Source organism: Teredinibacter haidensis (assembly GCF_014211975.1).
Taxonomy (GTDB): Bacteria; Pseudomonadota; Gammaproteobacteria; order Pseudomonadales; family Cellvibrionaceae; genus Teredinibacter; species Teredinibacter haidensis.
The window spans coordinates 802,002-824,881 of record NZ_CP060084.1 but is presented as its reverse complement, the minus strand read 5'-3'; the positions used below and the strand labels follow the sequence as shown (position 1 = coordinate 824,881).

21 protein-coding genes and 1 pseudogene are annotated in these 22,880 nt (G+C 45.2%); 7 read left to right on the top strand and 15 right to left on the bottom strand.

The genetic code is table 11. The features are described 5' to 3' along the window. The first annotated feature begins 22 nt into the window (after positions 1-22). The 3 genes from H5715_RS03315 to H5715_RS03305 are packed head-to-tail and all read left to right on the top strand — an operon-like array spanning position 23 to position 2,400. Positions 23-586 carry a hypothetical protein gene (locus tag H5715_RS03315; protein ID WP_075186821.1) on the top strand — a complete coding sequence of 188 codons (564 nt, stop codon included), beginning with the start codon at positions 23-25 and terminating at the stop codon, positions 584-586. Then, positions 580-2,019: a DEAD/DEAH box helicase gene (locus H5715_RS03310; RefSeq protein ID WP_075186820.1), complete on the top strand. Its 1,440-nt coding sequence runs from the start codon at positions 580-582 to the stop codon at positions 2,017-2,019. Before H5715_RS03315 ends, H5715_RS03310 begins: the two co-directional genes overlap by 7 nt. Positions 2,020-2,046: 27 nt before the next feature. Further along, on the top strand, positions 2,047-2,400 hold the full coding sequence (locus H5715_RS03305) for a hypothetical protein (RefSeq protein WP_075186819.1): 354 nt from the start codon (positions 2,047-2,049) through the stop codon (positions 2,398-2,400). 64 nt (positions 2,401-2,464) lie between these two features. Here H5715_RS03305 and H5715_RS03300 read toward each other — a convergent pair whose 3' ends face one another. From H5715_RS03300 to H5715_RS03255, 10 genes and pseudogenes are all read right to left on the bottom strand, one after another. Beyond that, on the bottom strand, positions 2,465-3,031 hold the full coding sequence (locus H5715_RS03300; protein WP_185906589.1) for a hypothetical protein: 567 nt from the start codon (positions 3,029-3,031) through the stop codon (positions 2,465-2,467). Positions 3,032-3,075: 44 nt separating this feature from the next. Beyond that, positions 3,076-3,657 (bottom strand): AHH domain-containing protein, encoded by a 582-nt coding sequence (locus H5715_RS03295; protein ID WP_075186817.1) that lies wholly within the window; start codon positions 3,655-3,657, stop codon positions 3,076-3,078. Positions 3,658-3,955: 298 nt separating this feature from the next. Next, complete coding sequence (locus H5715_RS03290) at positions 3,956-4,387, bottom strand: regulatory protein RecX (protein WP_075186816.1); 432 nt, start codon at positions 4,385-4,387, stop codon at positions 3,956-3,958. Next, positions 4,384-5,631 (bottom strand): site-specific integrase, encoded by a 1,248-nt coding sequence (locus H5715_RS03285; RefSeq protein ID WP_075186815.1) that lies wholly within the window; start codon positions 5,629-5,631, stop codon positions 4,384-4,386. The genes H5715_RS03290 and H5715_RS03285 overlap by 4 nt, the downstream gene beginning before the upstream one ends. Then, positions 5,631-6,059, bottom strand: a complete 429-nt coding sequence (locus H5715_RS03280) for a hypothetical protein (RefSeq protein ID WP_075186814.1) — start codon at positions 6,057-6,059, stop codon at positions 5,631-5,633. Before H5715_RS03280 ends, H5715_RS03285 begins: the two co-directional genes overlap by 1 nt. Position 6,060: 1 nt before the next feature. Next, positions 6,061-8,316 carry a hypothetical protein gene (locus H5715_RS03275; protein WP_075186813.1) on the bottom strand — a complete coding sequence of 752 codons (2,256 nt, stop codon included), beginning with the start codon at positions 8,314-8,316 and terminating at the stop codon, positions 6,061-6,063. Further along, positions 8,313-10,304 carry a hypothetical protein gene (locus tag H5715_RS03270; RefSeq protein WP_075186812.1) on the bottom strand — a complete coding sequence of 664 codons (1,992 nt, stop codon included), beginning with the start codon at positions 10,302-10,304 and terminating at the stop codon, positions 8,313-8,315. Before H5715_RS03270 ends, H5715_RS03275 begins: the two co-directional genes overlap by 4 nt. Positions 10,305-10,316: 12 nt before the next feature. After that, complete coding sequence (recA, locus tag H5715_RS03265) at positions 10,317-11,345, bottom strand: recombinase RecA (RefSeq protein ID WP_019604687.1); 1,029 nt, start codon at positions 11,343-11,345, stop codon at positions 10,317-10,319. Positions 11,346-11,507: 162 nt separating this feature from the next. Further along, positions 11,508-12,131: pseudogene (recA, locus tag H5715_RS03260) on the bottom strand (recombinase RecA); the annotation flags it as partial. Positions 12,132-12,271: 140 nt separating this feature from the next. Then, positions 12,272-12,775, bottom strand: coding sequence for a CinA family protein (locus H5715_RS03255; protein WP_075186922.1), 504 nt, complete (start codon positions 12,773-12,775; stop codon positions 12,272-12,274). A 105-nt stretch (positions 12,776-12,880) separates the two neighbouring features. Between H5715_RS03255 and H5715_RS03250 the strand changes: the two genes are divergently transcribed. After that, positions 12,881-13,348, top strand: coding sequence for a DUF4124 domain-containing protein (locus H5715_RS03250; RefSeq protein WP_175574297.1), 468 nt, complete (start codon positions 12,881-12,883; stop codon positions 13,346-13,348). Between the two features lie 251 nt (positions 13,349-13,599). Here H5715_RS03250 and H5715_RS03245 read toward each other — a convergent pair whose 3' ends face one another. Beyond that, positions 13,600-14,613, bottom strand: a complete 1,014-nt coding sequence (locus tag H5715_RS03245; RefSeq protein WP_083608132.1) for a GGDEF domain-containing protein — start codon at positions 14,611-14,613, stop codon at positions 13,600-13,602. A 209-nt stretch (positions 14,614-14,822) separates the two neighbouring features. Here H5715_RS03245 and mutS point away from each other — a divergent pair, with 209 nt between their 5' ends. From mutS to H5715_RS03230, 3 genes are all read left to right on the top strand, one after another. After that, a complete protein-coding gene (mutS, locus tag H5715_RS03240; protein WP_075186809.1) occupies positions 14,823-17,414 on the top strand; it encodes a DNA mismatch repair protein MutS in 2,592 nt (863 codons plus the stop codon). An 84-nt stretch (positions 17,415-17,498) separates the two neighbouring features. Beyond that, positions 17,499-17,822 carry a ferredoxin FdxA gene (fdxA, locus tag H5715_RS03235; protein ID WP_075186808.1) on the top strand — a complete coding sequence of 108 codons (324 nt, stop codon included), beginning with the start codon at positions 17,499-17,501 and terminating at the stop codon, positions 17,820-17,822. A 211-nt stretch (positions 17,823-18,033) separates the two neighbouring features. Beyond that, positions 18,034-18,798 (top strand): exodeoxyribonuclease III, encoded by a 765-nt coding sequence (locus H5715_RS03230; protein ID WP_075186807.1) that lies wholly within the window; start codon positions 18,034-18,036, stop codon positions 18,796-18,798. 108 nt (positions 18,799-18,906) lie between these two features. Here the strand turns inward: H5715_RS03230 and rpoS are convergent, their stop codons facing one another. From rpoS to H5715_RS03210, 4 genes are all read right to left on the bottom strand, one after another. After that, positions 18,907-19,932: an RNA polymerase sigma factor RpoS gene (gene rpoS, locus H5715_RS03225; protein ID WP_075186806.1), complete on the bottom strand. Its 1,026-nt coding sequence runs from the start codon at positions 19,930-19,932 to the stop codon at positions 18,907-18,909. A 211-nt stretch (positions 19,933-20,143) separates the two neighbouring features. After that, complete coding sequence (locus tag H5715_RS03220) at positions 20,144-20,923, bottom strand: peptidoglycan DD-metalloendopeptidase family protein (protein WP_075186805.1); 780 nt, start codon at positions 20,921-20,923, stop codon at positions 20,144-20,146. Positions 20,924-21,133: 210 nt separating this feature from the next. Beyond that, the gene (locus tag H5715_RS03215; RefSeq protein WP_075186804.1) at positions 21,134-22,087 is read right to left on the bottom strand and encodes a DUF368 domain-containing protein; all 954 of its coding nucleotides are present in this window, start codon (positions 22,085-22,087) and stop codon (positions 21,134-21,136) included. A gap of 79 nt (positions 22,088-22,166) precedes the next feature. Continuing rightward, entirely contained in the window at positions 22,167-22,808 is a 642-nt protein-coding gene (locus H5715_RS03210) for a protein-L-isoaspartate(D-aspartate) O-methyltransferase (protein WP_075186920.1), read from the bottom strand. Positions 22,809-22,880: the final 72 nt, after the last annotated feature.

Below are 22,880 nucleotides of genomic sequence, written 5' to 3'. Positions count from 1 at the left end.
AGACATAGACACTAAGAAGTAGATGAAGACCATAGAAATCAAGCCTGAGCTACTTGCTGTCCTCAGATCCTTTACCCAACAGCAATTTACGGTAGACCAACTGACAACAGCCTACCTAGAAAGTAAAGCATGCAAACATTCGAACAAAAAATCAGCACGTCAATTTGTCTATAGAAATATGGTTCGAATGATGAAAGCTGAATTAATGAGTCGCGAAATCAAGAAAGGTGGTTGGCCAACCTATGTGCTCGCTAAGCGTTTTAGCGAGAGCGCCGACAATAAAAAAGTCTCCCCTAAAGTAAGCACTAATAAGCAACGCCAATACAGAAAACAAGATTCTCCAGAAAAGCCTAGCGCTACTACAGCCATAAGAGAGTTATCAGAAAGGTTAAGCCAGCATAGATCGGACATGCTTTGTGCTGTTGGGGAAGCCGAAGAATATCACGCCCTGTGCACTGCTCATCCAGGGCTAAAAATACAGACTCAAGAGCTCTACAACCGAGCGAGGGAGCGCAGTGCCATCCTCCTTGGCAAGATCAAGGCTCTCGAAACACTTATCTCTATCAAAGCGCCAGAGCAGTGCTAAAGCTTCGTAAGTGGCAAGCAGAGGCGATTTCTGCAATTCGGCGAAAGTATGCGCAAGGACAATCACACTTTCTCTGTCTTGCGACCCCCGGTGCGGGCAAAACGCTCATGGCATCAATTTTGGCGAAACAGTTATTTCAATCCAACAAGATTGACTTGGTCATTTGTTTTTCACCGTCGATTAATATCGCTACTGCCTTACAGCACTCTCTCGAACAACATATTGGACATCACATTAACGGACGGCTAGGTGCCAAGGGTCATGTAATGACCTATCAATCAATGCTAAGCCTTGATCAAAGCTATTGGGAAATTCTTTCTCAATACCGTGTTTTGGCCATTTTTGATGAAATACACCACTGTGCCGGCGACGCGTTTGGCAACGGCAATAGCTGGGGGCAAACAATAGTTAACTCCATACAAGGTAGAGCAACCTATACGCTGTCGTTGACCGGCACACCTTGGCGTTCAGATAACATACCCATTGCACTCTCTAACTATTGTGAGCAAGGAAAAGTCAACTGCGACTATAGCTACGGTTTAAATAAAGCCATTAAAGATTATGTTTGTAGAGCCCCTAAAATTATAGCCATCGACAACGAGAAGATATCGTTACGAGAAAATGGTAGGGAGTCCTATTATAACTCGTTTGAATCACTACTTAGCGAGTCGACTTGCAGCTACCAGCAAATACTCGACAATCCCGGCCTCATTCGCCAAGTCATCAAAAAGGCATCGGCCCAGCTATCTTCTTTACGCAAGCAAAACCGTGACGCAGGTGCTCTAATCGTTGCAGCCAGTATTAACCACGCGTTAAAAATTTCTAAAATCCTCAAAGAGGTTACAGGTGATGAAAGTGCTGTCGTAACTCACTTACACGACGACGCTCAAGATATTATTCAACAATTCCGATCTTCCACTCAAAAATGGATTATTTCCGTTGGCATGATCAGCGAGGGTACAGATATTCCTCGACTTCGTGTCTGCTGCCATTTAAGCAGAATAAAAACTGAACTCGCCTTCCGTCAAGTGCTTGGAAGGGTTCTCCGCTCTTCAGGAAAACATGACTCTCCCGGATACCTATTTATGCCAGCAGAGCCCAACTTAATTGCATTTGCACAACGAGTAGCGGAAGACGTTCCCGAGGAACACACCGTATCCATTGACGTAATGGAAGAACAAACATCCTTCACCGAATGCACCAGTAACGAGTCTAACGACGAACTAGGGATTAACTATCCACCTATCGATGAAGTGCTTTTACACGTTCCATTCGATTTGGACGGGTCACCTCTTAATGAGAATACATTAACACCAGATATAGCCAATGGAATCTATCCAAGTTTATCCGACACATACAATATGACGATCGACTTTTTCGGACGTTTCAAACAGCAAATAATTCAACCCACGATTCTCAACAGCTCAACCTAATTGTTTCAAAAAGATAGGAGTAGACCTTTGAAATTACCTGAAGATAAACACCAAGGCCAATGTGACCACTGCAAAACCGATGTGCCTCTCGATGCCGTTGTTTGTGCTGCCTGCGGCGCGCGCTGGGGAAGCTCAACAGGAAAGACCAGACAACAAGTTTATGATCTCGGTAAAACCAAAGTTAAAATGGGCTTAGTTGGGGCTGCTTTTTTTGCAGTATTTTTTGCTGTAACTATCTACTTTGAATCTGGCTGGATGCTGTTATCAATGGCGCTCGGTTTTTTAGCCGGCCCCATATGCATCGGCTGGATAATCGGTGGGCTAATTTCAATGCGAAGAGCTAAAACAAATCTTTCGATTCAGTGGTGGAGACAAAGTTAATTAAACTACCCGCTACTGTAATTCAGACACCGAGTATTAACACGCTTCATTGTTTTTCAAGGAATTAATTTGTATCTCGAATATTACCGTCGAACTGGTTAGAAAATATATTCCCAATATCAGTGGTAAAAAATACACCTTTGAGTCCAGCCTTCTCAATAGCGTCTTTCACTATCTGCTGACAATGAAGCGACATGAACATATCGTACTCACAACGAAAAAGGGCGCAGCCTTTAACTTTTTCCTCATGAAATGCAAGGTTTTCCAAATCACCCCACTCATTTTTACGGCTCAATTGAATATCCAGTCCACCTAACTTTTCCGCAACACACAATGGAGTGAAAATATATCCATCCCCACCGTCGAAATTCACTTTTAAAAACTCACCATCAGGTTTAATGAGATTCGATAGTACTGAATGCGCTTTCAAACTTAGAAACAGGCGCCCCTGTAGCACACTCACATCAGGAATTGCTAGTTTCTCAGCTTGCTTAGATAATGGTTTAAAACTAACACGTAAGGTTTCATCAAATACATCTTTATAAGTTCGAGGAGAATTCCACATATCAATGCGCAGTTCCATGTCGGACTCACCAACCAGCTGTGTTATTTGCGCATCATCCCAAACCAACGAACGATACCGATTAGAATCTTGCACTATCGTATATAACATTTTTAGCGTCCCGTCCTCGGCATTACATTAGGTGGCACACTGCCCGATTGCAGCATAACCCTAGCAAAGCGTAGCGCATGAATAAGCTGCTCCGACGTTCTAATCAACTGAGGGCGAATCCGCGAACTTAACCATTCATAGTATGCATTGGTGTGGATACGCCGGTGCGGTACTGCTTTTCGTAAATGGTTCGGCATATACGCACGATCATCCCAGTCTCTAGGGAGCCAACACCCATTGTGGGGGTCATCAATTCTCATTTTCACCCAAGCCATAATGCCCCTAAGAACTATTGTTTCAGGGTGCCCTCCGGAGATGATGGCGTGAGCATCACATCGCGTGGATGGCCGGGCATCACCAGCCCTAGTTAAGTACCGGCCAAGACGATCGGATTTATGTGATTCTGCCAACAACTCGCCGCGAGACATGGATTCACCGGCGACACGATAGCTATCTAGACGGTCGTAAAGACCTCCAATAACTCTCAAGCGCGCAAAGTCAGCCACGCCGGGCTTTTCCTTTTTCGCAAAATCCGCAATTAGCCAATCAACTTTGTTTTGAGGTGGCCTGATATCAGGATACATCCGTTCGCCCTCTGTAATAGTGCATTAGTAGAAGATGTCTATTATCGCAGAGTTTCTACCTGTATTTCCAAAAATACTAAGCATACTGGCGGATAATTTCAAAGCTCACCAGCTGTATCACTGTTGAGCAACCTACCAACTAATTATTATCGTTTCTCATGACCCTCTACTTGAAATGTTACAAGACGCCTTATTCAACATCTCTAACAATTTATCTTTGCATCACCGGCTTAAACCGCCTCTATAGCTGCTCTCGAAAACAGTGTAATCCGTCAGGCTGCGGTATTGGTGACAAATCTCACCAAGTTACTACTTCACGAATGAATTCAGGCGGATAACCCTTGTATTGAAAAAAACGAATGCGCTTGGCTCTTTCTTTATCATCTTGCGCGGCTGTTTCACCATACTTTTGCAATGACAACGCCTTCAAAGCAGCGCACCATTCCATACCTAAATCGGCGAGCACCAATTCGGCCAATGATGCATCAACACCCTTTTGACGAAGCTCAGAGATAATTCGAATGGGCCCAATGCTCTTAGCCACACGTCCACGAATATACATCTCCGTAAAGCGTTGATCGGATAATAAGTTTTCATTTTCTAGCTTATCAAGAATAGAATCAATCGATTGCTCTTCATTCCGAAAGCGATGAAGTAGCTTGTTTCTTAACTCAGCCCGAGAGTGCTCTCTACGAGCCAATAAATCTAGCGCTTTATTTCGTATACTCACAGCACCTCCACAGCTTCACGGCCCAGCTTCCTGAGTTCTGCGTTTGCGTTATTTAGGCTTTGCCTCAAAGCAGCGTTTTCCTCTTCCAAACTCAATTTTTTATCACGCGCAGCGTTTGCTCGCGCAACAATCCGTTCAGCTCTAAGATAATATTTTAGAAAGATATTACCCGCATTTCGGTTTTCTATTTTATGCCCTGCTTCCTGACTCACGGTCAAAATTGCGGTCATTTGCGATACGCCCAACTCAATCAAATCAATAAACCGCTCCGTTAGCCCTTGGGCCCTACCCTCATGAGGTCTTACACCGTATTCTCGACACAAATTCGTAATTGAGTTTGGTTTGAAGAAGCCGCCCGTTTTTAAGGACGGTATTAGGGCAAGAGATTTCTTTTTCCCAGCAACCAGTTCTTTTCTTGAACTCGCGATGTAAACCTGAATATCAGCATACAAAGCAGAATGAATACCGACATCACGGGTATCGTATATCTTAGTCTTAGGCAAAGTAATAATTTTCTTTCTCTCTCCGGACAATAGAGGCTCGAGAAAAAGTCCCACCTCCAAATGAATCAGCTCGACACGACGCAATGAACTTTCCAAAAACAATCTAAGTATCATCTCATCTCGGTGAAATATTGCGATTGATTTGTTGCTTAAACCACCCGCATCAAACTGAGTCACCATTTCCAACGCTTTGTCCCACGCTTTCCTAGAATCGTGTTCTCGCTTACTCCCTTTTTGCGTTTTATCCCGAGAAAGCAGAAATGGTATTTTGTACTGTTTTCCTCTCTGGGCCGATGGTTCAAGTGCTATTTGGTAAAGACGATCAGACACACCTACATCATTGATACCAACAACCCCATCGCAAAGCCCCTCTTTTTCTGCCCACCAAAGGAAGGCAATAAAAGCACTGATATAAGTATTGATTGTGTCGCGCCGGAGACCTTTCTTGTTATGCCCATCCAGCTTTAAAGTATTCATCAATAGTTCAAGGTGAGCCCCTACGACCTGACGCCACTGGAACTTTGAGTTCCCAGTACTCAGCGAGTTCAATACTACCAAAATACGTACCACCGCTAGGCGTACTGTAGAATCCAGGTCTTTATCTTGAGTACCAGCCAAATACAAGATGTAATCATTCAATTCATCAAAAGGTTTCCCGCCCCGATCCACAATAAAAGGAAGCTCAGGTAAATACTTACCATTGTGTTTATAATTATCCGAACCAAATATCTTGAAGTACACTATAACTTCCTAGCCATTGAAAGCTTTTGTGATTCATAATGACTCAGCCTTTGTTCATATTCTTTCAACCGCCCCCTAAGATCTCGATTAGCGTCGACTAAACCGGCGACCTGTTGCTTCAGCGTCTTAATCTCAGATTTTAATTCCTTGAAGGTATCGCTACTTTTAGTCGGCGGCTTTTTGACTTCAGCTATTAGCGTTTTTACTTGCGCTAAAATGGCCTTATTACAATTCGAGTACAAGTACGTTCTATTCGTTTGACATAGATCACCTTCGCACCAACGTAAAAACTGAGTAATATTGCGAGGAAGACCATCGAAAGAAAGATTATGACTAACACGTTCATTTACAGCCGACTTAAAATAGTTCGCCTTCTTTAATAGCTGACACTGAGCTTCATCTTTTTTAATCTGGTTATGATCGTTCATTCTAATCTACACCTTCTCCAACCTTATTAGAGTAAGAAATTGCAGCATCGAGAATCGAAGCATTGTCACATTCGAGATTTTCAATCGCTGCCACTTTCTTATCATTCCTAATGTTTTCAATGGGGAGTAGGTTGGGACAATCGGTACACACCTCCGAAGAAGAGCGATGACACATTACGTAACCATCACTGTAACACCGGCTTAACTCTGAGCGCCCTGGCGTATTCCCGAAGCAAATCCCCTCACTAATAAAATCCATTCGTAATGAATTTTCTTCAATATACTTCATCGCGATTGCTGAACGATTTTCAGGAACGACATCAACCGTTTGCTTGATTCTCTCACTCAAGTCACGCAACACGCCTCGAGGTTCAGACTCAGCACCCAGCGTGCCTACTAGCTTCTCAGCCATATACTCTTTTTCAACTTCTCGAAAAATACGGCCACTTTCTTGCTCAGTCAAATATACGGCTGTATTTGACCAATCTTCATGACGAAGTTCGTACGTCAGAGCTTCTAGGTCAGCCTGCTTTTCGTATCGATAGAAATACATAATGGCAAAGAATCGTCGAAACTGGTGCTCGCTGAATTTAAACCTTTCTCCACCCTCTCCTTTTTCAACCCCAATAAAGTCCAAAAAAGGTTCCATTGCGATATTTAGTCGGTCCATATTAATCGGAGATCGATTGAAGGTGTCATTAAATCGATATAAAGAATCACTCCGAGATATTTTTCGCCCTTCTTCGCTCAACGCTTCAAGTGTTTTAATAGCTTTAATGACAACAGGAACGCTTGTAAACCATTCATGACGCCGAAGGCTCTTAGCCACATAAAATTTAACTCTCCAGCCATCTTGGAATTTTTGGTAGCAGTTTTCCCTCATACCAAATACCTCCGATTCACGTCGCGCAGAGAAAGCAAATATTACAATTAAGCAGCTAAGCGGCAAAAACTGATAAAGGGCTTTCTGCAGGGAGATACCTTTATGCGGTAAATTCTTTCCATAAGGCTGAATATTACGTATAACCTTACTACGATAATCATACTGTCCTTTGGACAATCCCAATATTTTTCTAATTTCAGCACGACCAAGCCCAGAATTAACCATATCATGAAAGATACTTAGATCTTCATCAGAAATATTTTTCTCTCGAATCTGAAAATGCTTATAGGCTGCTAACGGGAAAGGGGAATACCTACCTTCTTTTACTTCCCCTAGCTCGCGGGCATAAGCATTAACAATTTTCCCTGCTTCATAGCTGTTAGTTTGCAAAGTTAATTTTTTATGCTCGAGGGCGAGTTTGTCCTCGATTTCAAATAGCGTATCTGCATAGTCTAGAATATATCGTATCGAGGCATCGACAAGATGAAGAAATACAGGCACGGGAATATTTCGCGTTCTGGATGGATTAGAAGGCTTTAAATTTGAACTGCGAAGTGTTGATGACGCATCATAAACGAGATTTAATCTGCTAGCGTTTACATATTGATCGGGCATCAATGAGGTTTGCGCCTGATACAATTTAACAGCCCTAAGAACATCTTCGTAACGATCACGGCTCAAAGTCGTTCCGGAAGAATTCATCTGAAGAGCTCTTTCACCTCGCTTCAATTTAGTTGATATTGATTGCTTGTTGTACCGTACGTACACTTCATCCAAATATTTTTGAATTTCAAGATCGCCTCGCAATTGGTAGTAATCTATGCCGATCTCTCCAAATACGGCATCATAATTTATTTTGACGCTCCCCTTATATTTACGAACAGGAAGATTTTCAATGCCGACATTTTCAATATACATTGTCAACCTAGGTAGATAATTTTGCGAAACGGAAGGCTTATATTTCAACCGCTCAACCAAAACCTGACGATCCTTTTCCAACCAACGATCCCAACGACACCCTTGCATGTCGTAGATTTCGTTAAACACCCGCTTCAAAATATAAACATGATTTCTCATTGCAGAGCAGCTACGTATTTTTACTTGATCTTTGAAAGCAGAAAATTCTACAGCAAACACCAAAGAAAGCTTTAAATCATCAACCAACCCTTCAATATCAATTAGTCTCCCACCACCAATCAAAGGACCATCAAAATTAATTGTACCTACAATAGGACTCGATAAGTTCCCAGGGTCCTGGATCTTCCATATCGGTTCTCGATACTCTGACAGCAGCCAATCATAGTTTCCCTTTGCCAGTTTACTGGTATCAGCCTCCCCATTTAAAACCTGATGAAGTACAGAAACATTATTCATATAAGACGAAAATCAATTTTAAGATAGGGGTTATCAATTTCAGACAACTTACGTTGGCTACTGTGCAAAATCGCTTTATATTTTTCTCCGGATTGAAACATTTTCTCGAGAACAGACTCAATAAACACGCACCAGAATGCCCACGGGGCTTCTTTCATCACATTTATATATCCTGCTCTACTGGCACTTTTTAACGCCTCATTCCACTGTAAAAGGTGAACCACATTCTCCTCTGTGACGACAAATATATTTCTCTTATTATTACACGTCATGCATTGACTAATTGCCCAACAAACTTCGCCTTTTTTTGTTCCTGGCTGCACACCCGCCATAGGATCACGACAATAAACCCCACCAAATTGGGACGCAATTATTTTTTCTTTATCTTGTCGATACTTATCCTCATCTAGACCAATCTTTATCGCCACATTTTCGATATCAATAGTGACTAGAACTTGTAACCACTCTCTAAACTCTCGCATTTTTTGATCGAAAGACATGCGCATAGGAATTGAATTAGCATACAACATTGAAGTCCGTAGACTATTGTGTTGAGCAGCTTGCTGAACAGCAATCAACCCGCCCGTCAACCCCTTATATAGCAATAAGCTTACTCGAATTGATCGCGCGGTCCCGCCCCATTCTCCCCCGGACGCACTCTTAATTACTTTTTTTATATGCGTAAGCAAAGTACTCGAAGTAGGTACCATAGGAGTAATATGTTTCTGATGACTGTTCTTTTTAGAAGATCCCTTAGCCGAATGATGATGTAAAAACAGCTTTCCCTTGTGCTGATCAGTTGCCGTTTTTCTGTAACAACGAGTTGCTTTCCTAATAGTCCTGATTACTTTTGATGGAGAGTACTTCTGTTCGCCTTCGTCGATAGCTGTGAGAAACCCTCTAGCCCGTGGCTTAACCCATTCAATATCAACAACGCCATAGTCTGTGATGTAATCAGCATCCACAAGTATATTTCGGATCGAGTCAACATTTGCAACAAGATCATGCACTAAAAGAATACTCGCGGAAGCGATAAACCCCATACTACATCCAATCGCTTCAGCAGTAGACACATCGGCCCTAGCATCCTTTCTACTCAAAAACTGTTTTCGGAGCATGTTATAAATACGCGTTGGCAAAACGCTGCACTTTGGCTCTACACCGCCATTTCTATACCAGCACCATGCGAGATATACACCCCACCACTGCTCATTTGACAATTTCTTTATTTCATCGTTGTAAGGATTTATCGAGCCAGTCGACTTTGAGCGCCGCCACTCGATCCAACGATCTATTATTGGCAATAATGAGCGATATTTTCGTATAGCAACTAATCCCGACTTCCTCAATACAGCATATCTTGAGAACTGCATCTCTGCTTCTGAACGAATTAATGCCAGTCTTTTTTTTAAGAGGTAAGCACACTGATCTGCAATATTTTCATAAACCTCTCCATTCATCTCTGCGGCCAATGAATGCATAACCCTTTCAATTGCAGCAGCGTCATCACCCGCAACAATTTCACTAAAGATTTCTTTGTCATCAAAAGTGAACTCAAGGAGAGATTTTGAAACTTTTTTCTCTGGCTTAAATGTCGACAGAACATCGAACCTAGGGATATACCCATAATACTGGAGACGATTAAGGGTGTAATTTATACCAGAGATATAGGAGTTCTTAGCATAAGATGTAATCTTTCGCCGTTCCAACCGACAACGAACCAATGCAATAAATTTCATCCATGAAATTTTCTCCCCAAAAGTAGCAACGCCACTATTTATTTCACCCAACAACCCAACAGCAAGCTCATTAAGTTCTTTAAAAAGCAACTTAATTGAGGCCCAAATAGAGTTAAAATGATCCAGTGAATACTTAGCTGCGTCACTACAACTTTTTTGTACAGCAGTAAGAAAAGGCCTACTAATAAATGGGAGGAATACCCCAAGATCAACATCTTTCTCGGGGTGCTTTAAAAGAATCGAGCTCATTACGAGCCGAATTTAACTTTCTATTTCTTCAACATCGGGCGACACTGAACTAGGCACTTGCAAAAATTCCCCTCGAATCGCCTTATCCAACTCTTCAACAGCTTCCGGATGCTCTTCTAGAAACACCGCTGCGTTCTTTTTACCTTGACCTATTTTATCGCCTTTGTAGGAGTACCAAGCACCGGCTTTATCAATCAATCCAACTTTTACACCCAAATCAATTAATTCGCCAAAATAATTAAAGCCTTGACCATATAAAATTTGAGTTTCACATTGCTTAAATGGCGGGGCTACTTTATTTTTAACAACCTTGATACGAGTTTCACTTCCAACAACTTCGTCACCTTCTTTAACAGAGCCTATGCGACGAATATCCAAGCGTACAGATGCATAAAATTTTAAACTATTGCCGCCAGATGTAGTCTCTGGATTCCCGAACATAACTCCAATCTTCATTCGGATCTGGTTGATAAAAATAACCAAACAATTTGCGTTTTTAATATTTGCTGTGAGCTTTCGTAAAGCTTGCGACATTAAACGCGCTTGAAGGCCAACATGATGATCGCCCATCTCACCTTCAATTTCAGCTTTCGGCGTAAGAGCTGCAACAGAGTCAATAATTACAAGGTCAACTGCACCAGAACGAACAAGCATATCAGTCACTTCAAGCGCCTGTTCACCAGTATCAGGTTGAGAAACAATAAGGTCGTCTGTATTCACCCCAAGGTTTTGTGCATAACCAGGATCAAGCGCATGCTCCGCATCAATAAATGCACACGTCTTACCACTTTTTTGTGCCTGCGCAATAGTGCTTAGCGTTAAAGTTGTTTTACCAGATGATTCCGGCCCGTATATCTCTACAATACGCCCATAAGGCAACCCACCTATACCCAAGGCAATATCCAGTGGCAAACTACCTGTTGAAACCGAAGGTATTCTTTCAATAGGCTTATCACCTAATTTCATCGCAGTTCCTTTACCAAACTGCCGATCAATTTGAGCTAATGCAGCCTGCAAAGCTTTTTCTTTATTCGCATCCATAATTATTTCCTACCAAAAATTAAAGTATTTTTTAAACAACTCACTACAACGCTTTGGCTAAATTTAGGCTGCTGAAGCTAGGTGAGAACTGTACAGACCGTCATTTGCGGACTGAAGGCCAATAGTAGCAAGGGATTTAGTAGGTGTGTACAATTTTTCAATAGTAGATAATGGGTTGCCAAACATTACACCAATTTTCATACGGATCTGGTTAATAAAAATAGCCAGACAGTTAGCATTTTTGATATTGCCGGTAATTTTACGCAGGGCTTGGGACATTAAGCGTGCTTGCAAGCCTACGTGGTGGTCACCCATATCACCTTCAATTTCCGCTTTTGGGGTAAGTGCAGCGACAGAATCCACAACCAGAACATCAATCGCACCGGAACGCACCAGCATATCGGCAACTTCCAACGCCTGCTCGCCCGTATCTGGCTGAGAGACAATCAGATCATCCACATTCACGCCTAATTTACCCGCATAGATAGGGTCTAGCGCATGCTCCGCATCAATGAACGCACAGGTTCCACCGGCTTTCTGCGCTTCGGCAATAACCTGCAAGGTAAGCGTGGTTTTACCAGAAGATTCAGGGCCGTAGATTTCAACAATTCGCCCTTTTGGCAAACCACCGATACCTAGTGCCACATCCAGCCCGAGCGAGCCCGTAGATATTGCAGGTATTTTTACCAGCTCTTTGTCACCCATACGCATAACGGTGCCTTTACCGAACTGTCGGTCAATTTGCGTTAGCGCGGCCTGTAATGCTTTCTCTTTATTCGCGTCCATTAATCACCCCTTTCTATGCCATTCTGTAGCTGAATCCGGCCAGCTGTTGTTCATTTATTGCCGCAGAGAGCTATGTCTCTTGCCAAAGTACGAGTGCAGCATACGGCAAAAACACTGTACGCGCAAACAGTAATATATACTTATACAGTGTTTTTATTCTGGAGTATTGAAATGAGATGTTCCAGTGCGCTTATCACGGACTGCTCCCGCACCTGCGCGCGATCACCGTTGAAATGCTCTGTTGATGTAGCGATACAATCACGGCTACCCCATGCAATACATACGGTCCCTACCGGCTTACCTTCAACGGCGCCCGTGGGCCCGGCAATACCACTGATGGCTACAGCGATGTCTGCATCCGACGCTTTAATCGCGCCCACGACCATCGATGCCACAACCGCTTCACTCACCGCACCATGTGCTTCCAGCAGTGCTGGGCTCACGCCCAGCAGGCGCTCTTTCATTGAATTGCTATAAGTTACCAGGCCCAGTTCAAACCATTGAGAGCTACCGTCAATAGCGGTAATGGCCTGAGCCACGCCTCCCCCGGTGCAGGATTCAGCGGTTGCTACACGTAGCTTGCGGTCGATAAGAGTATGCCCCAGGGCCTCAGCCAACTGGGAGGTGCGGAATGTATTATTCATGGAGCGGAAAATAGGGCAATCTGTCGAATTTTGCAACGGGATTTCGTCAATGCTCCGTTTATCCTACAATGCCGACAAGACACACAAAGAAGGCTGGAAAGGGAAATGGCAGCAAAGTTACTTATAAAGCTTGTTATGACACTGTTGATAGTGGTTGGCGTATCGAACTACATGTTCTATCTGATGACGGGAAAAGCACCCTTTGGCTTGATGGATGCTGAAATCAGTACACCGTCGCTCTCAGGCTTAAAGCCCAAATTCCCTTCGGCGAAAGACACCGCCTATAAATGGACAGATGAAAACGGCGTGGTTCACTATGGCTCCGAAGCACCGGCCCACATGCAAGATCAAGCCGAGAAAATGGTGGTCGACCCCGATACCAATATGGTTCAGGGTTTGAAGCCGGGAAGCACTACCCCAACAGTTTCGGACGCACCGATATCCAACCAGCCGGTAATCAGCAGCCCGTACAATGCCGAAGGTGTGAAAAAGCTTCTCGACGACGCCCGAGACGTTCAGCGAAAACTCAATGACCGCCACGAGCAACAACGAAAAATTATTGATGGCTCATAGGTCCATTATTTATGTGCCGATAAATTCGATAGATTGTTCCGCCCCCCGGAAACCCAACACAATGAATAATTTGGATAGTCTCGGCATTTAGTTACCGAGAGCATCATTAACAAGTTAAAGTTTTAGCAGGTGGAACGCCCCTGGGTGGTAATATCAGCTTTGCAAGCAAGGGACCGTGGAGCTTAGCCTGCAGGCTCGATGGATACATCCTTAAGGTGGCTGATCAAACGAGCCTTAAAAACTGGCTGAAATCAGTTAACGCAAGCTTCTGAGCTATTCTCCACATCGCTAACATCACAGATAACCTTGTTTCTACCTCGATTTTTCGCTTCATACAATTTTTTGTCGGCCCGCTTCATCCAGACTTTCCATTCTTCCGACTGTCGATAATTTGCAATACCGAAACTGGCGGAAATTTTCCTGTCCGGAATAACTGAGACTTCACTGATTGCGGTACGTAATTTCTCGGCTACAGCGCGGTTTTCTTTTGTCGCCATATCGTAGAGTAATACCAAAAACTCCTCTCCCCCAAGGCGGAAAACCACGTCGCCTTTACGTACGTTATTCCTAAGTACCGCACCCACCTGACGAAGCACCTCGTCACCAACGTCATGCCCATAGGTATCATTTATCGATTTAAAATGATCAATATCCACTGCAACGAGTGCCGCGATTGAGCGTGTATCCCGACAATGTTCAGCAGCGGATTGGAGCGTACTGGCCAGTAGAACTCGATCGGTAAGGCCCGTTAGCGAGTCTGTCACAATTTGGCGATGCAGTCGGATTTGCTGGTCGGATATCACACGAGTAAGGATTGCACTGAACAAGCTCACCGAAAGCAGTGAAGCCGTCACTCTGGGGGCAATGGCTAAATCCAGATACTGGAAAGACATGGCTGACATCACCACCAAAATCAGTAAATTCGCCATCCAGGCCCGCTTCTCTGAGAGCATAAGATAAAACGTCATGATGGTGGGAAAGACCCAGAACACAGCGGTCACACCTTGTTTAAGCAGCGATATGGCAAGCAATAGCACTACCGTTGGTACAAAACCCACAAACAACAGATTACATATAGGCTTTCCTTTATAGGCCTTGTATCCGCTAGCACAGAGCGTAGCCACAATAATCGAACAGAGAACGCCCAAGCCCACGCGTCCCTGCAAAAAATGGTTTACTACAAACGGCGAAACAATCGTAACCGCAACCAACGCCACATAGCGGGTCGCCGTTACTCTGTAATCCGTCATATTGGGAATCATCATCTATCATCCGTAAGCAGAATCACGCCATAAAGCTAATGGCATTACAAATGCCAAGTGTAGCTTATTCAACATGCAATTTCTTGCGCCACACGACAGAACTTTATGGCTGGCCCTTATCTATTGTTACCCTGTATCCTTGCCACCCCAGAAGGCCGCATCACAAAGTGATTGCTGAATAATCCGTATTAGCCAAACCGTCAAAAAGCCGAATGAATAACACAAAACAAAATCCGCCCCAGCACACCCCCATGATGCAGCAATATCTGCGTATTAAAGCCGAGCACCCGAATGAGTTGGTGTTTTATCGAATGGGTGATTTCTATGAGCTCTTTCATGACGATGCCAGGAAGGCCGCCAAGCTCTTGGATGTTACGTTAACCGCAAGGGGTAAATCTGGCGGAGAACCGATTCCGATGGCGGGAGTGCCCCACCACGCGGCAGAAAATTACCTGGCCAAGCTGGTTCGGCTTGGCGTTTCAGTCGCCATCTGTGAGCAAATTGGCGACCCAGCTACCTCCAAAGGCCCGGTTGAACGGAAAGTTGTTCGCGTTGTTACCCCCGGCACGATTAGTGACGAAGCCCTGCTCGACGAGCATCGCGATAATTGGCTAATGGCTATCTGCGGTCACGACGAGCACTATGGTATCGCCTGCCTGGATATGGGCAGTGGCCGCTTTTTTGTTTTCGAAATTTCTGGTGAAGAATCGCTAATCGCAGAAGTGGAGCGCCTGCGCCCCGCTGAAATTCTCGCGCAGGAAACAACAGTTATGCCCCGCGAGATTAGTAATCGACCCGGGTTCCGAGGCCGTGCAGAGTGGGAGTTCGATATCGAAACCGGTATTCGCCTACTCACCCGCCATTTCGAAACCAAAGACCTCGACGGCTTTGGCTGTGCCGATTTAACTCTTGCCTTGGGCGCTGCTGGCTGCCTGTTCGGTTACGCGAAGGAGACCCAACGCACCGAATTAGACCACATATCCAGTCTGACCGTAGAAAACCCAGACGACAGCGTAAGGCTTGATGCTGCCACCCGCCGCAATCTCGAAATCGATACAAATCTTACCGGCGGAGAAGACAACACCCTTTTTAGCGTACTCAATACATCATCCACCGCAATGGGCGGCCGCCTGCTAAGACGCTGGTTAAACGCACCGTTGCGGGACCAACAGATTTTGGAAGCGAGGCACGCAGCTATCGGTGAACTTCTGCGAAACTATCAGTACGATACGCTTAGGCAAACGTTAAAACATATTGGCGACCTTGAACGTATACTCGGTCGTATAGCGCTGCGTTCTGCACGCCCCAGAGATCTGTCGCGCTTACTCAGCTCTATTGCCCTCTACCCGGAAATACAGAACCTACTGCGAAAAATGGGCATTGAGAAAATTCAAAAGCTCTGCGGTGATATCAGCGAATTCCCGGTTTTGGTCGAGGAGCTGAATAAAGCCCTGGTAGAAAACCCTCCTGTGGTGATGCGTGACGGAGGAGTTATCGCTGACGGTTATGATTCCGAGCTCGACGAACTGCGAAACATCAGCACAAACGCTGGAGAGTTCCTGCTAAAACTAGAAACCCAAGAGCGCGAACGCACAGGGTTAAGTACGCTGAAGGTCGGCTACAACCGTGTTCACGGCTATTTTATTGAGATCAGTAAATCACAGGCGGAAAAAGCGCCAGCCGAATATATTCGCAGGCAAACCCTTAAAAATGCCGAGCGTTTTATTACGCCGGAACTAAAAGTGTTTGAAGACAAAGCCCTCTCTGCCCGCAGCAGAGCACTGGCAAGAGAAAAAGCACTCTATGAGCAGCTGGTTGAAACCTTAAACGAGCAGCTGATACCGCTACAGATATCTGCGGCTGCCGTCTCTGAATTGGATGTTTTAAATACACTGGCTGAACGCGCCGATCAACTTAACCTTGCCTGCCCCCAATTTACGTCTGAAAGCGGCATCTATATTGAGCAGGGACGGCACCCCGTCGTAGAGCAAGTTCTGGACGACCCATTTATTCCCAACGATGTCATTCTCGATGACCAACAGCGTATGCTTATTATTACCGGCCCCAATATGGGCGGTAAATCCACCTATATGCGCCAAACTGCGCTGATTGTCCTACTCGCCCAGGTGGGCAGCTATATCCCAGCCCAAAGTTGCAAAATGGGCTTGGTCGACAGAATATTTACCCGTATCGGCTCTTCTGACGACCTTGCTGGCGGCCGCTCTACGTTTATGGTGGAAATGACGGAAACCGCCAACATCCTCAACAATGCAACGGCTAACAGCCTAGTACTTATGGATGAAATCGGGCGCGGTACCAGCACCTACGACGGCCTGTCATTGGCCTGGGCATGCGTCGAACATTTAGCCGAGAACTTAAAAGCCTACACGCTTTTCGCGACACACTACTTTGAGATTACCGCCCTACCCGAGCAACTACCCACCGTACGCAATGTTCATTTGGACGCGACCGAACACAATGACAACATTGTCTTCCTGCACAATATCCAGGCGGGCCCAGCCAGCCGCAGTTACGGTCTACAGGTTGCCAAGCTAGCCGGCATTCCAGCAGCCGTGCTGAATAATGCAAAAGAGCAACTCACCAAGCTTGAAGCCGGTAGCCACGAAGCGCCAAAGCCAATCGTAGCCGTCAAACCAGAACCGACATACAACAACCCCCAGGCAGATCTGTTTTCCGCACCAGAACCCAGTAAAAGCGACAAACGTTTGAAGCAGATAAACCCAGACGAGCTAAGCCCCAGGCAAGCCTTGGAACTCGTTTACCAGCTAAAAGAACTACTTTAAATGCGGGTATTTGGAGGCTATGCGTCCCACAACTATCCTGCTAAAATGCCGCGCTTTGGAATTTTCAGCTAGAGGTTAACCCACATGACATTCGTAGTCGGCGACAACTGTATTAAGTGCAAACACACAGATTGTGTAGAGGTGTGTCCAGTTGACTGTTTCTATGAAGGCCCGAACTTCCTGGTAATCCACCCGGACGAGTGCATTGACTGCGCCCTGTGCGAGCCAGAATGCCCCGTAGATGCCATTTTCTCGGAAGACGAGTTACCTGCTGACCAAGAAGTGTTTTTGGAGCTGAACGCTGAGCTTTCTGAGGTATGGCCCAATATTACCGAGAAAAAAGACGCTCCTGCCGATGCCGAAGAGTGGGATGGAGTAGAGGGCAAGCTGCAATATCTCGAAAGGTGATTTTTTTCAGTATTAAAAAGCCCGCTTTTAAGCGGGCTTTTTTTCGGCTAACACAAATTCGCGCTAAGCCTTGCCGGTTTTCGCTCTGTACCACTTAGCCCAAAGCCCTGCCTCCAACGATATAAAAACACGGTTTTAAATACTTTCGGGTATAATCTCGCGCTAGTTTTCTATTAAAACCACCACTAACGGGCAACAAAAGAACACTGCTATGCGGATTATTTCCTGGAACGTTAACGGCATTCGCGCCGTAATGAAAAAAGATTTCCTCGGCTCCCTAGACCAAATGAAACCCGATATTTTGTGCCTGCAGGAAACCAAAGCCCAAGATGATCAGGTAGAGGAAGCTCTTGAGGGTATTAACGGTTACTACCTCTATACAAACTCTGCAGAAAAGAAGGGTTATTCCGGCACAGCCATTCTTAGCCGAACAAAACCTATTAGTGTCAGCTTTGATATCGGCCAAGAAGAACACGACCTAGAGGGACGTGTGATTACTGCAGAATATGACAATTATTTTCTGGTAACGGTTTACGTACCCAATAGTGGCAGCGAGTTAAAACGTCTCGAGTACCGCCAAGGTTGGGATGCCGCTTTCCTTGCCTTTTTAAAAAATCTTGAAAAGACGAAACCGGTTATTGTGTGTGGCGATTTGAATGTTGCGCACCAAGCCATTGATCTCGCTCGAGCCAAACCAAACTACAATAAGTCCGCTGGCTACATGCAGGAGGAAATTGACGGTATGGACAACTATATCAATGCCGGATTTGTCGATACTTTCCGTCAGTTTTACCCTGAAGAAATCAAATATTCCTGGTGGAGCTATCGTGCAGGCGCTCGCGCAAAAAACGTTGGATGGAGAATAGATTATTTTATGTGCTCGGCAGAAATAGCAGAACACAACAGCGATGCCGGTATATTCAACGAGATTGTGGGCTCTGATCACTGCCCGGTGTGGCTGGAGCTAAAACCTTAAACAACCGTTTTCGGTAGCTGTTCACTTCCGATCAACAAGTGCCAGAAAAGCTGAGAAACAAAAAAAAGGTTGCTGGAAGGCAACCCTTTTTATTTCTTTGCGCGCTAATTACATAGCACCAAACAAGGCTGTAGCATCCAAACCCTGCTTTTCCAGAATATCGCGTAAACGGCGCAGCGCTTCCACCTGGATCTGGCGTACACGCTCGCGAGTCAAACCAATCTCACGACCCACTTCTTCAAGCGTACTCGTTTCATGCCCACGCAAACCAAAGCGACGTGCTACAACTTCGCGCTGCTTCTCGCTCAACTCATCCAACCAACCATTCAAGCTAGTACACAAATCTCGGTCTTGAAGAAGCTCTACAGGGTCAGAAACCTGCTGATCGGGCACCGTATCTACCACGGTTTTTTCGGAAGATGGGCCAATAGGCACATCCATTGAGGTCACACGCTCATTCAAAGCCAGCATTCGCTCAACATCTTCTACAGGCTTATCTAAGAGGTTGGCTATATCTTCTGCCGAAGGCTCGTGATCAAGTTTCTGGGAAAGCTCTCGCGCAGCGCGCAAGTACACATTTAACTCTTTCACAACATGAATCGGTAAACGGATAGTCCGGGTCTGATTCATAATGGCGCGTTCAATTGTCTGTCGAATCCACCAGGTCGCATACGTCGAAAATCGGAAACCACGCTCGGGGTCAAACTTCTCAACCGCTCGGATCAGGCCTAGATTACCCTCTTCGATCAAATCGAGAAGCGCCAGCCCACGGTTAACATATCGACGGGAAATTTTTACAACTAAACGCAAATTACTTTCGATCATGCGTTTACGTGAAGCATCGTCTCCTTTGAGGGCTTTGCGTGCAAAATACACTTCCTCTTCAGCACTCAACAAGGGAGAAAAACCAATCTCGTTCAAGTAAAGCTGAGTTGCATCGAGGTTGCGCTGATAGGTGTCATCAACATCACTAGTATTTGAAGCACGAGTACTTTTGGGCTTACGGGACTGTTTTGAGTGTATTTCTTCAGACCTTGAATCATCCACGGAACCAAAAGACGTACCCTGTTGTACCAGCGTGTCCTGCTCTAAATCCGCATAAGATAAAACTGCATCGAGTTCTTGAACCGCCATGACCTGACTCCTGTTACCGAGATTTATAGTTGCGAGAATCCATATGCTCGCCGTTTTGCAGGTTGGGCAATACTACTACCCCCCTCCGGTTTTGGTTTCTATCGAAAAGTTATGTTTATGCGTTGATAACTCCGCCACCAGTAAGAGTAGATGTCGGCAGCAATGACAAATCTTTAAGCTTTTCGGAGAAAAAATACTACTTTATTACTAACTACTTGCGAGGAAGGAACCTAAGGGGGTCGACCGGATTACCATCATATCGAATCTCGAAATGCAGCTTTACGGTATCGGTACCAGATGACCCCATTTCGGCTATTTTATCGCCAACTTTAACCTGAGAGCCCTCTTTAACGAGCAGACGCTTGTTGTGTGCGTATGCGCTCAGGTATTTATCGCTGTGCTTGACGATCAGTAACTTGCCGTAGCCTCGCAACCCACTACCGGAATAAACAACGATCCCCGCAGCAGCTGTATGCACAGGCTCCCCCAATTTACCTTGGATATCAATACCTTTGTTTAGGCCTGAGTTTGAGCTGAAAGTAGCAATTACTTTTCCTTTTGCTGGCCATTGCCATTTCTGCGGATTTTTGCTTGGAGATTTCGCTGGTTGTTTTGCCATGGTTGGCGATTTTTTTATCGAACGAGGTGGCGCTGTATTTTCTTTCGAAACCTGAGGTGTAGGTAGCTTGGCGCCTGCCGGCGCCTTCTTCACCGTCGGCTTGTACACTGCTGGTTTTGTATTAAGACTTAATTTTTGACCGGGATAGATATTATAGCTGGAGGCCACACCGTTGGCGCGAGCCAGTAATTTGTAGTCCAAATTGTAGCGCCACGCAATTGAATAAAGAGTTTCACCCTTAGCAACAATATGGAATGTAAGCTTCTCTCCTGGGGGGGCTGGGCGATCAGCTACATTGGCTCTGTATGACGTGTTCGAGCATGAGCTATTGATCGCAATAACAAATAGCAGAGTGATCAATATTTTGATCACTCTATATAACCGTATACCAAGCGTTTGCGGACAATCCTTATCTATCGACCAAGTAGACATGCATAAAGACCAAGTAAAGTTAGATGTTTTTGAACTAAGAACGACAAACATATTAGAAAAAAATCTATCATCCTCAGGCAAACTTCCATAAATTTGTCTTATATTCCGAGATTAACTCATTCTTGGAGCAAAGCCACTAGACGTTTTTAACTAGTTAATTGAATAACGTTTCGACAACAACTCAACAAATAGCACTAATGCTAGCCCTAAAAGACCAAGAGACAGCGCTGTAAACAGTTGCGCGCCCTGGCCCACAACAATCTCGTAAGTAGCAGGTAAAATATTTTGCTGGACAAGTGGTACAAGTTCACCGTGACGATCGACCGTAGTTTCAAGCGTTTGCTTCCACGGCCATGTAACATTCAATGAACCTATTAAGAAACCGATTAACGTAGCCAATGTCGTTTGGTGAAAGCTATCTAGTAACCAGGACAAAAAGCGGGAAAACAATAATAGCCCTGCCACACAGCCAACGCCAAAACTTGCCAAAGCAACTAAATCCATCTCCGTAATGGCCTCAAGAAATGCAGGGTATAAACCAACCAACAGCAAAATAAAGCTACCGGATATACCAGGCAAAATCATCGCGCAGATAGCCACAAAGCCACCGAGGAATAGCATCCACCATGTTCCCGGTAATTGCGTTGGAGAAGCGATAGATACACCAAAAACAAAGGCTGCACCCAGTATACAAGCTAGTATTTGCGGCCAATGCCACCGGGTTTGGTGCTTCCAAAGCAACACAATGGACGCGATAATCAGCCCTGTAAAGAAAGCCCAAACCAATAGCGGGTAGTTCTCCAGACAATAACCAATGACAGAGGCGAAAGTTTTCAGGCTAATAAGAATCCCCCCGAAAACCGCTAGTAGAAAATTGCCATTCACAAATCTCCACGCAGCCGCAACCCCATCTTTAAACAAAACCGTTAGAGCCTGTGGACCAATTTGCTTTAGAGAATGCAACAACTCGTCATAGATACCCGTAATAAACGCAATGGTGCCTCCCGATACACCCGGGACCACATCTGCAGCACCCATGCACATTCCTTTCAACAACAACAATAAATAGTCTTGGATCGCACGCCGATCAGATGTAGTTTTCATAACATGTTTATATTTTTGGTTAACAGATTAAATAGAAAAAAGCGCCACAATGGCGCCAGTTTGGTTTTACTTTAGAGTTTTATCTTGTAATGCCTGACAGAAGGGGAACAAAACGCACAGGCTCCAACCGCTGAGTTTTGAATTCATCAGTATCGCCCACCCGCATAACCAACGTTAAATACTGCGCTTCAACGCCAACGGGTATAACAAGAACCCCATCTGGTGCCAATTGGTCTAACAGGCCCTGCGGGATTTCTCGGGGTGCCGCCGTAGAGAGAATGCCATCAAATTGCTTTTCTTCTGGCCAGCCAAAACCGCCGTCAGCATGGCGCAGCTGGACATTGCGTAAGCCAAGTAAACGCAAGCGTTCGCGCGCTTTGTCCTGCAGGGGCTTGATGCGTTCAACACTCCAAACCTGGTCAACAAGCTGTGCCAAAACGGCCGTTTGATACCCCGATCCGGTACCCACCTCTAAAACCTGGGACATCTTGCCCCCGGCACCCAGCAGTATCTCCGTCATACGCGCGACAATGTAGGGCTGAGAGAGCGTCTGTCCATGACCAATAGGCAGAGCCGTGTCTTCGTAAGCGCGATGGGAGAGTGCTTCGTCGAGAAAGATGTGACGTGGCGTGTTAGACATTACTTCCAGGACGGATTGATTGCTAACGCCCTGCTCCATCAGTCGCTGAACGAGTCTTTCCCTAGTTCGTTTGGACGTCATACCTACGCCCTCAAGGTTTAATGGGTTCACTTTTTCTACTCGCATTTCAATGTCTAAACTGCCAGACCTAGC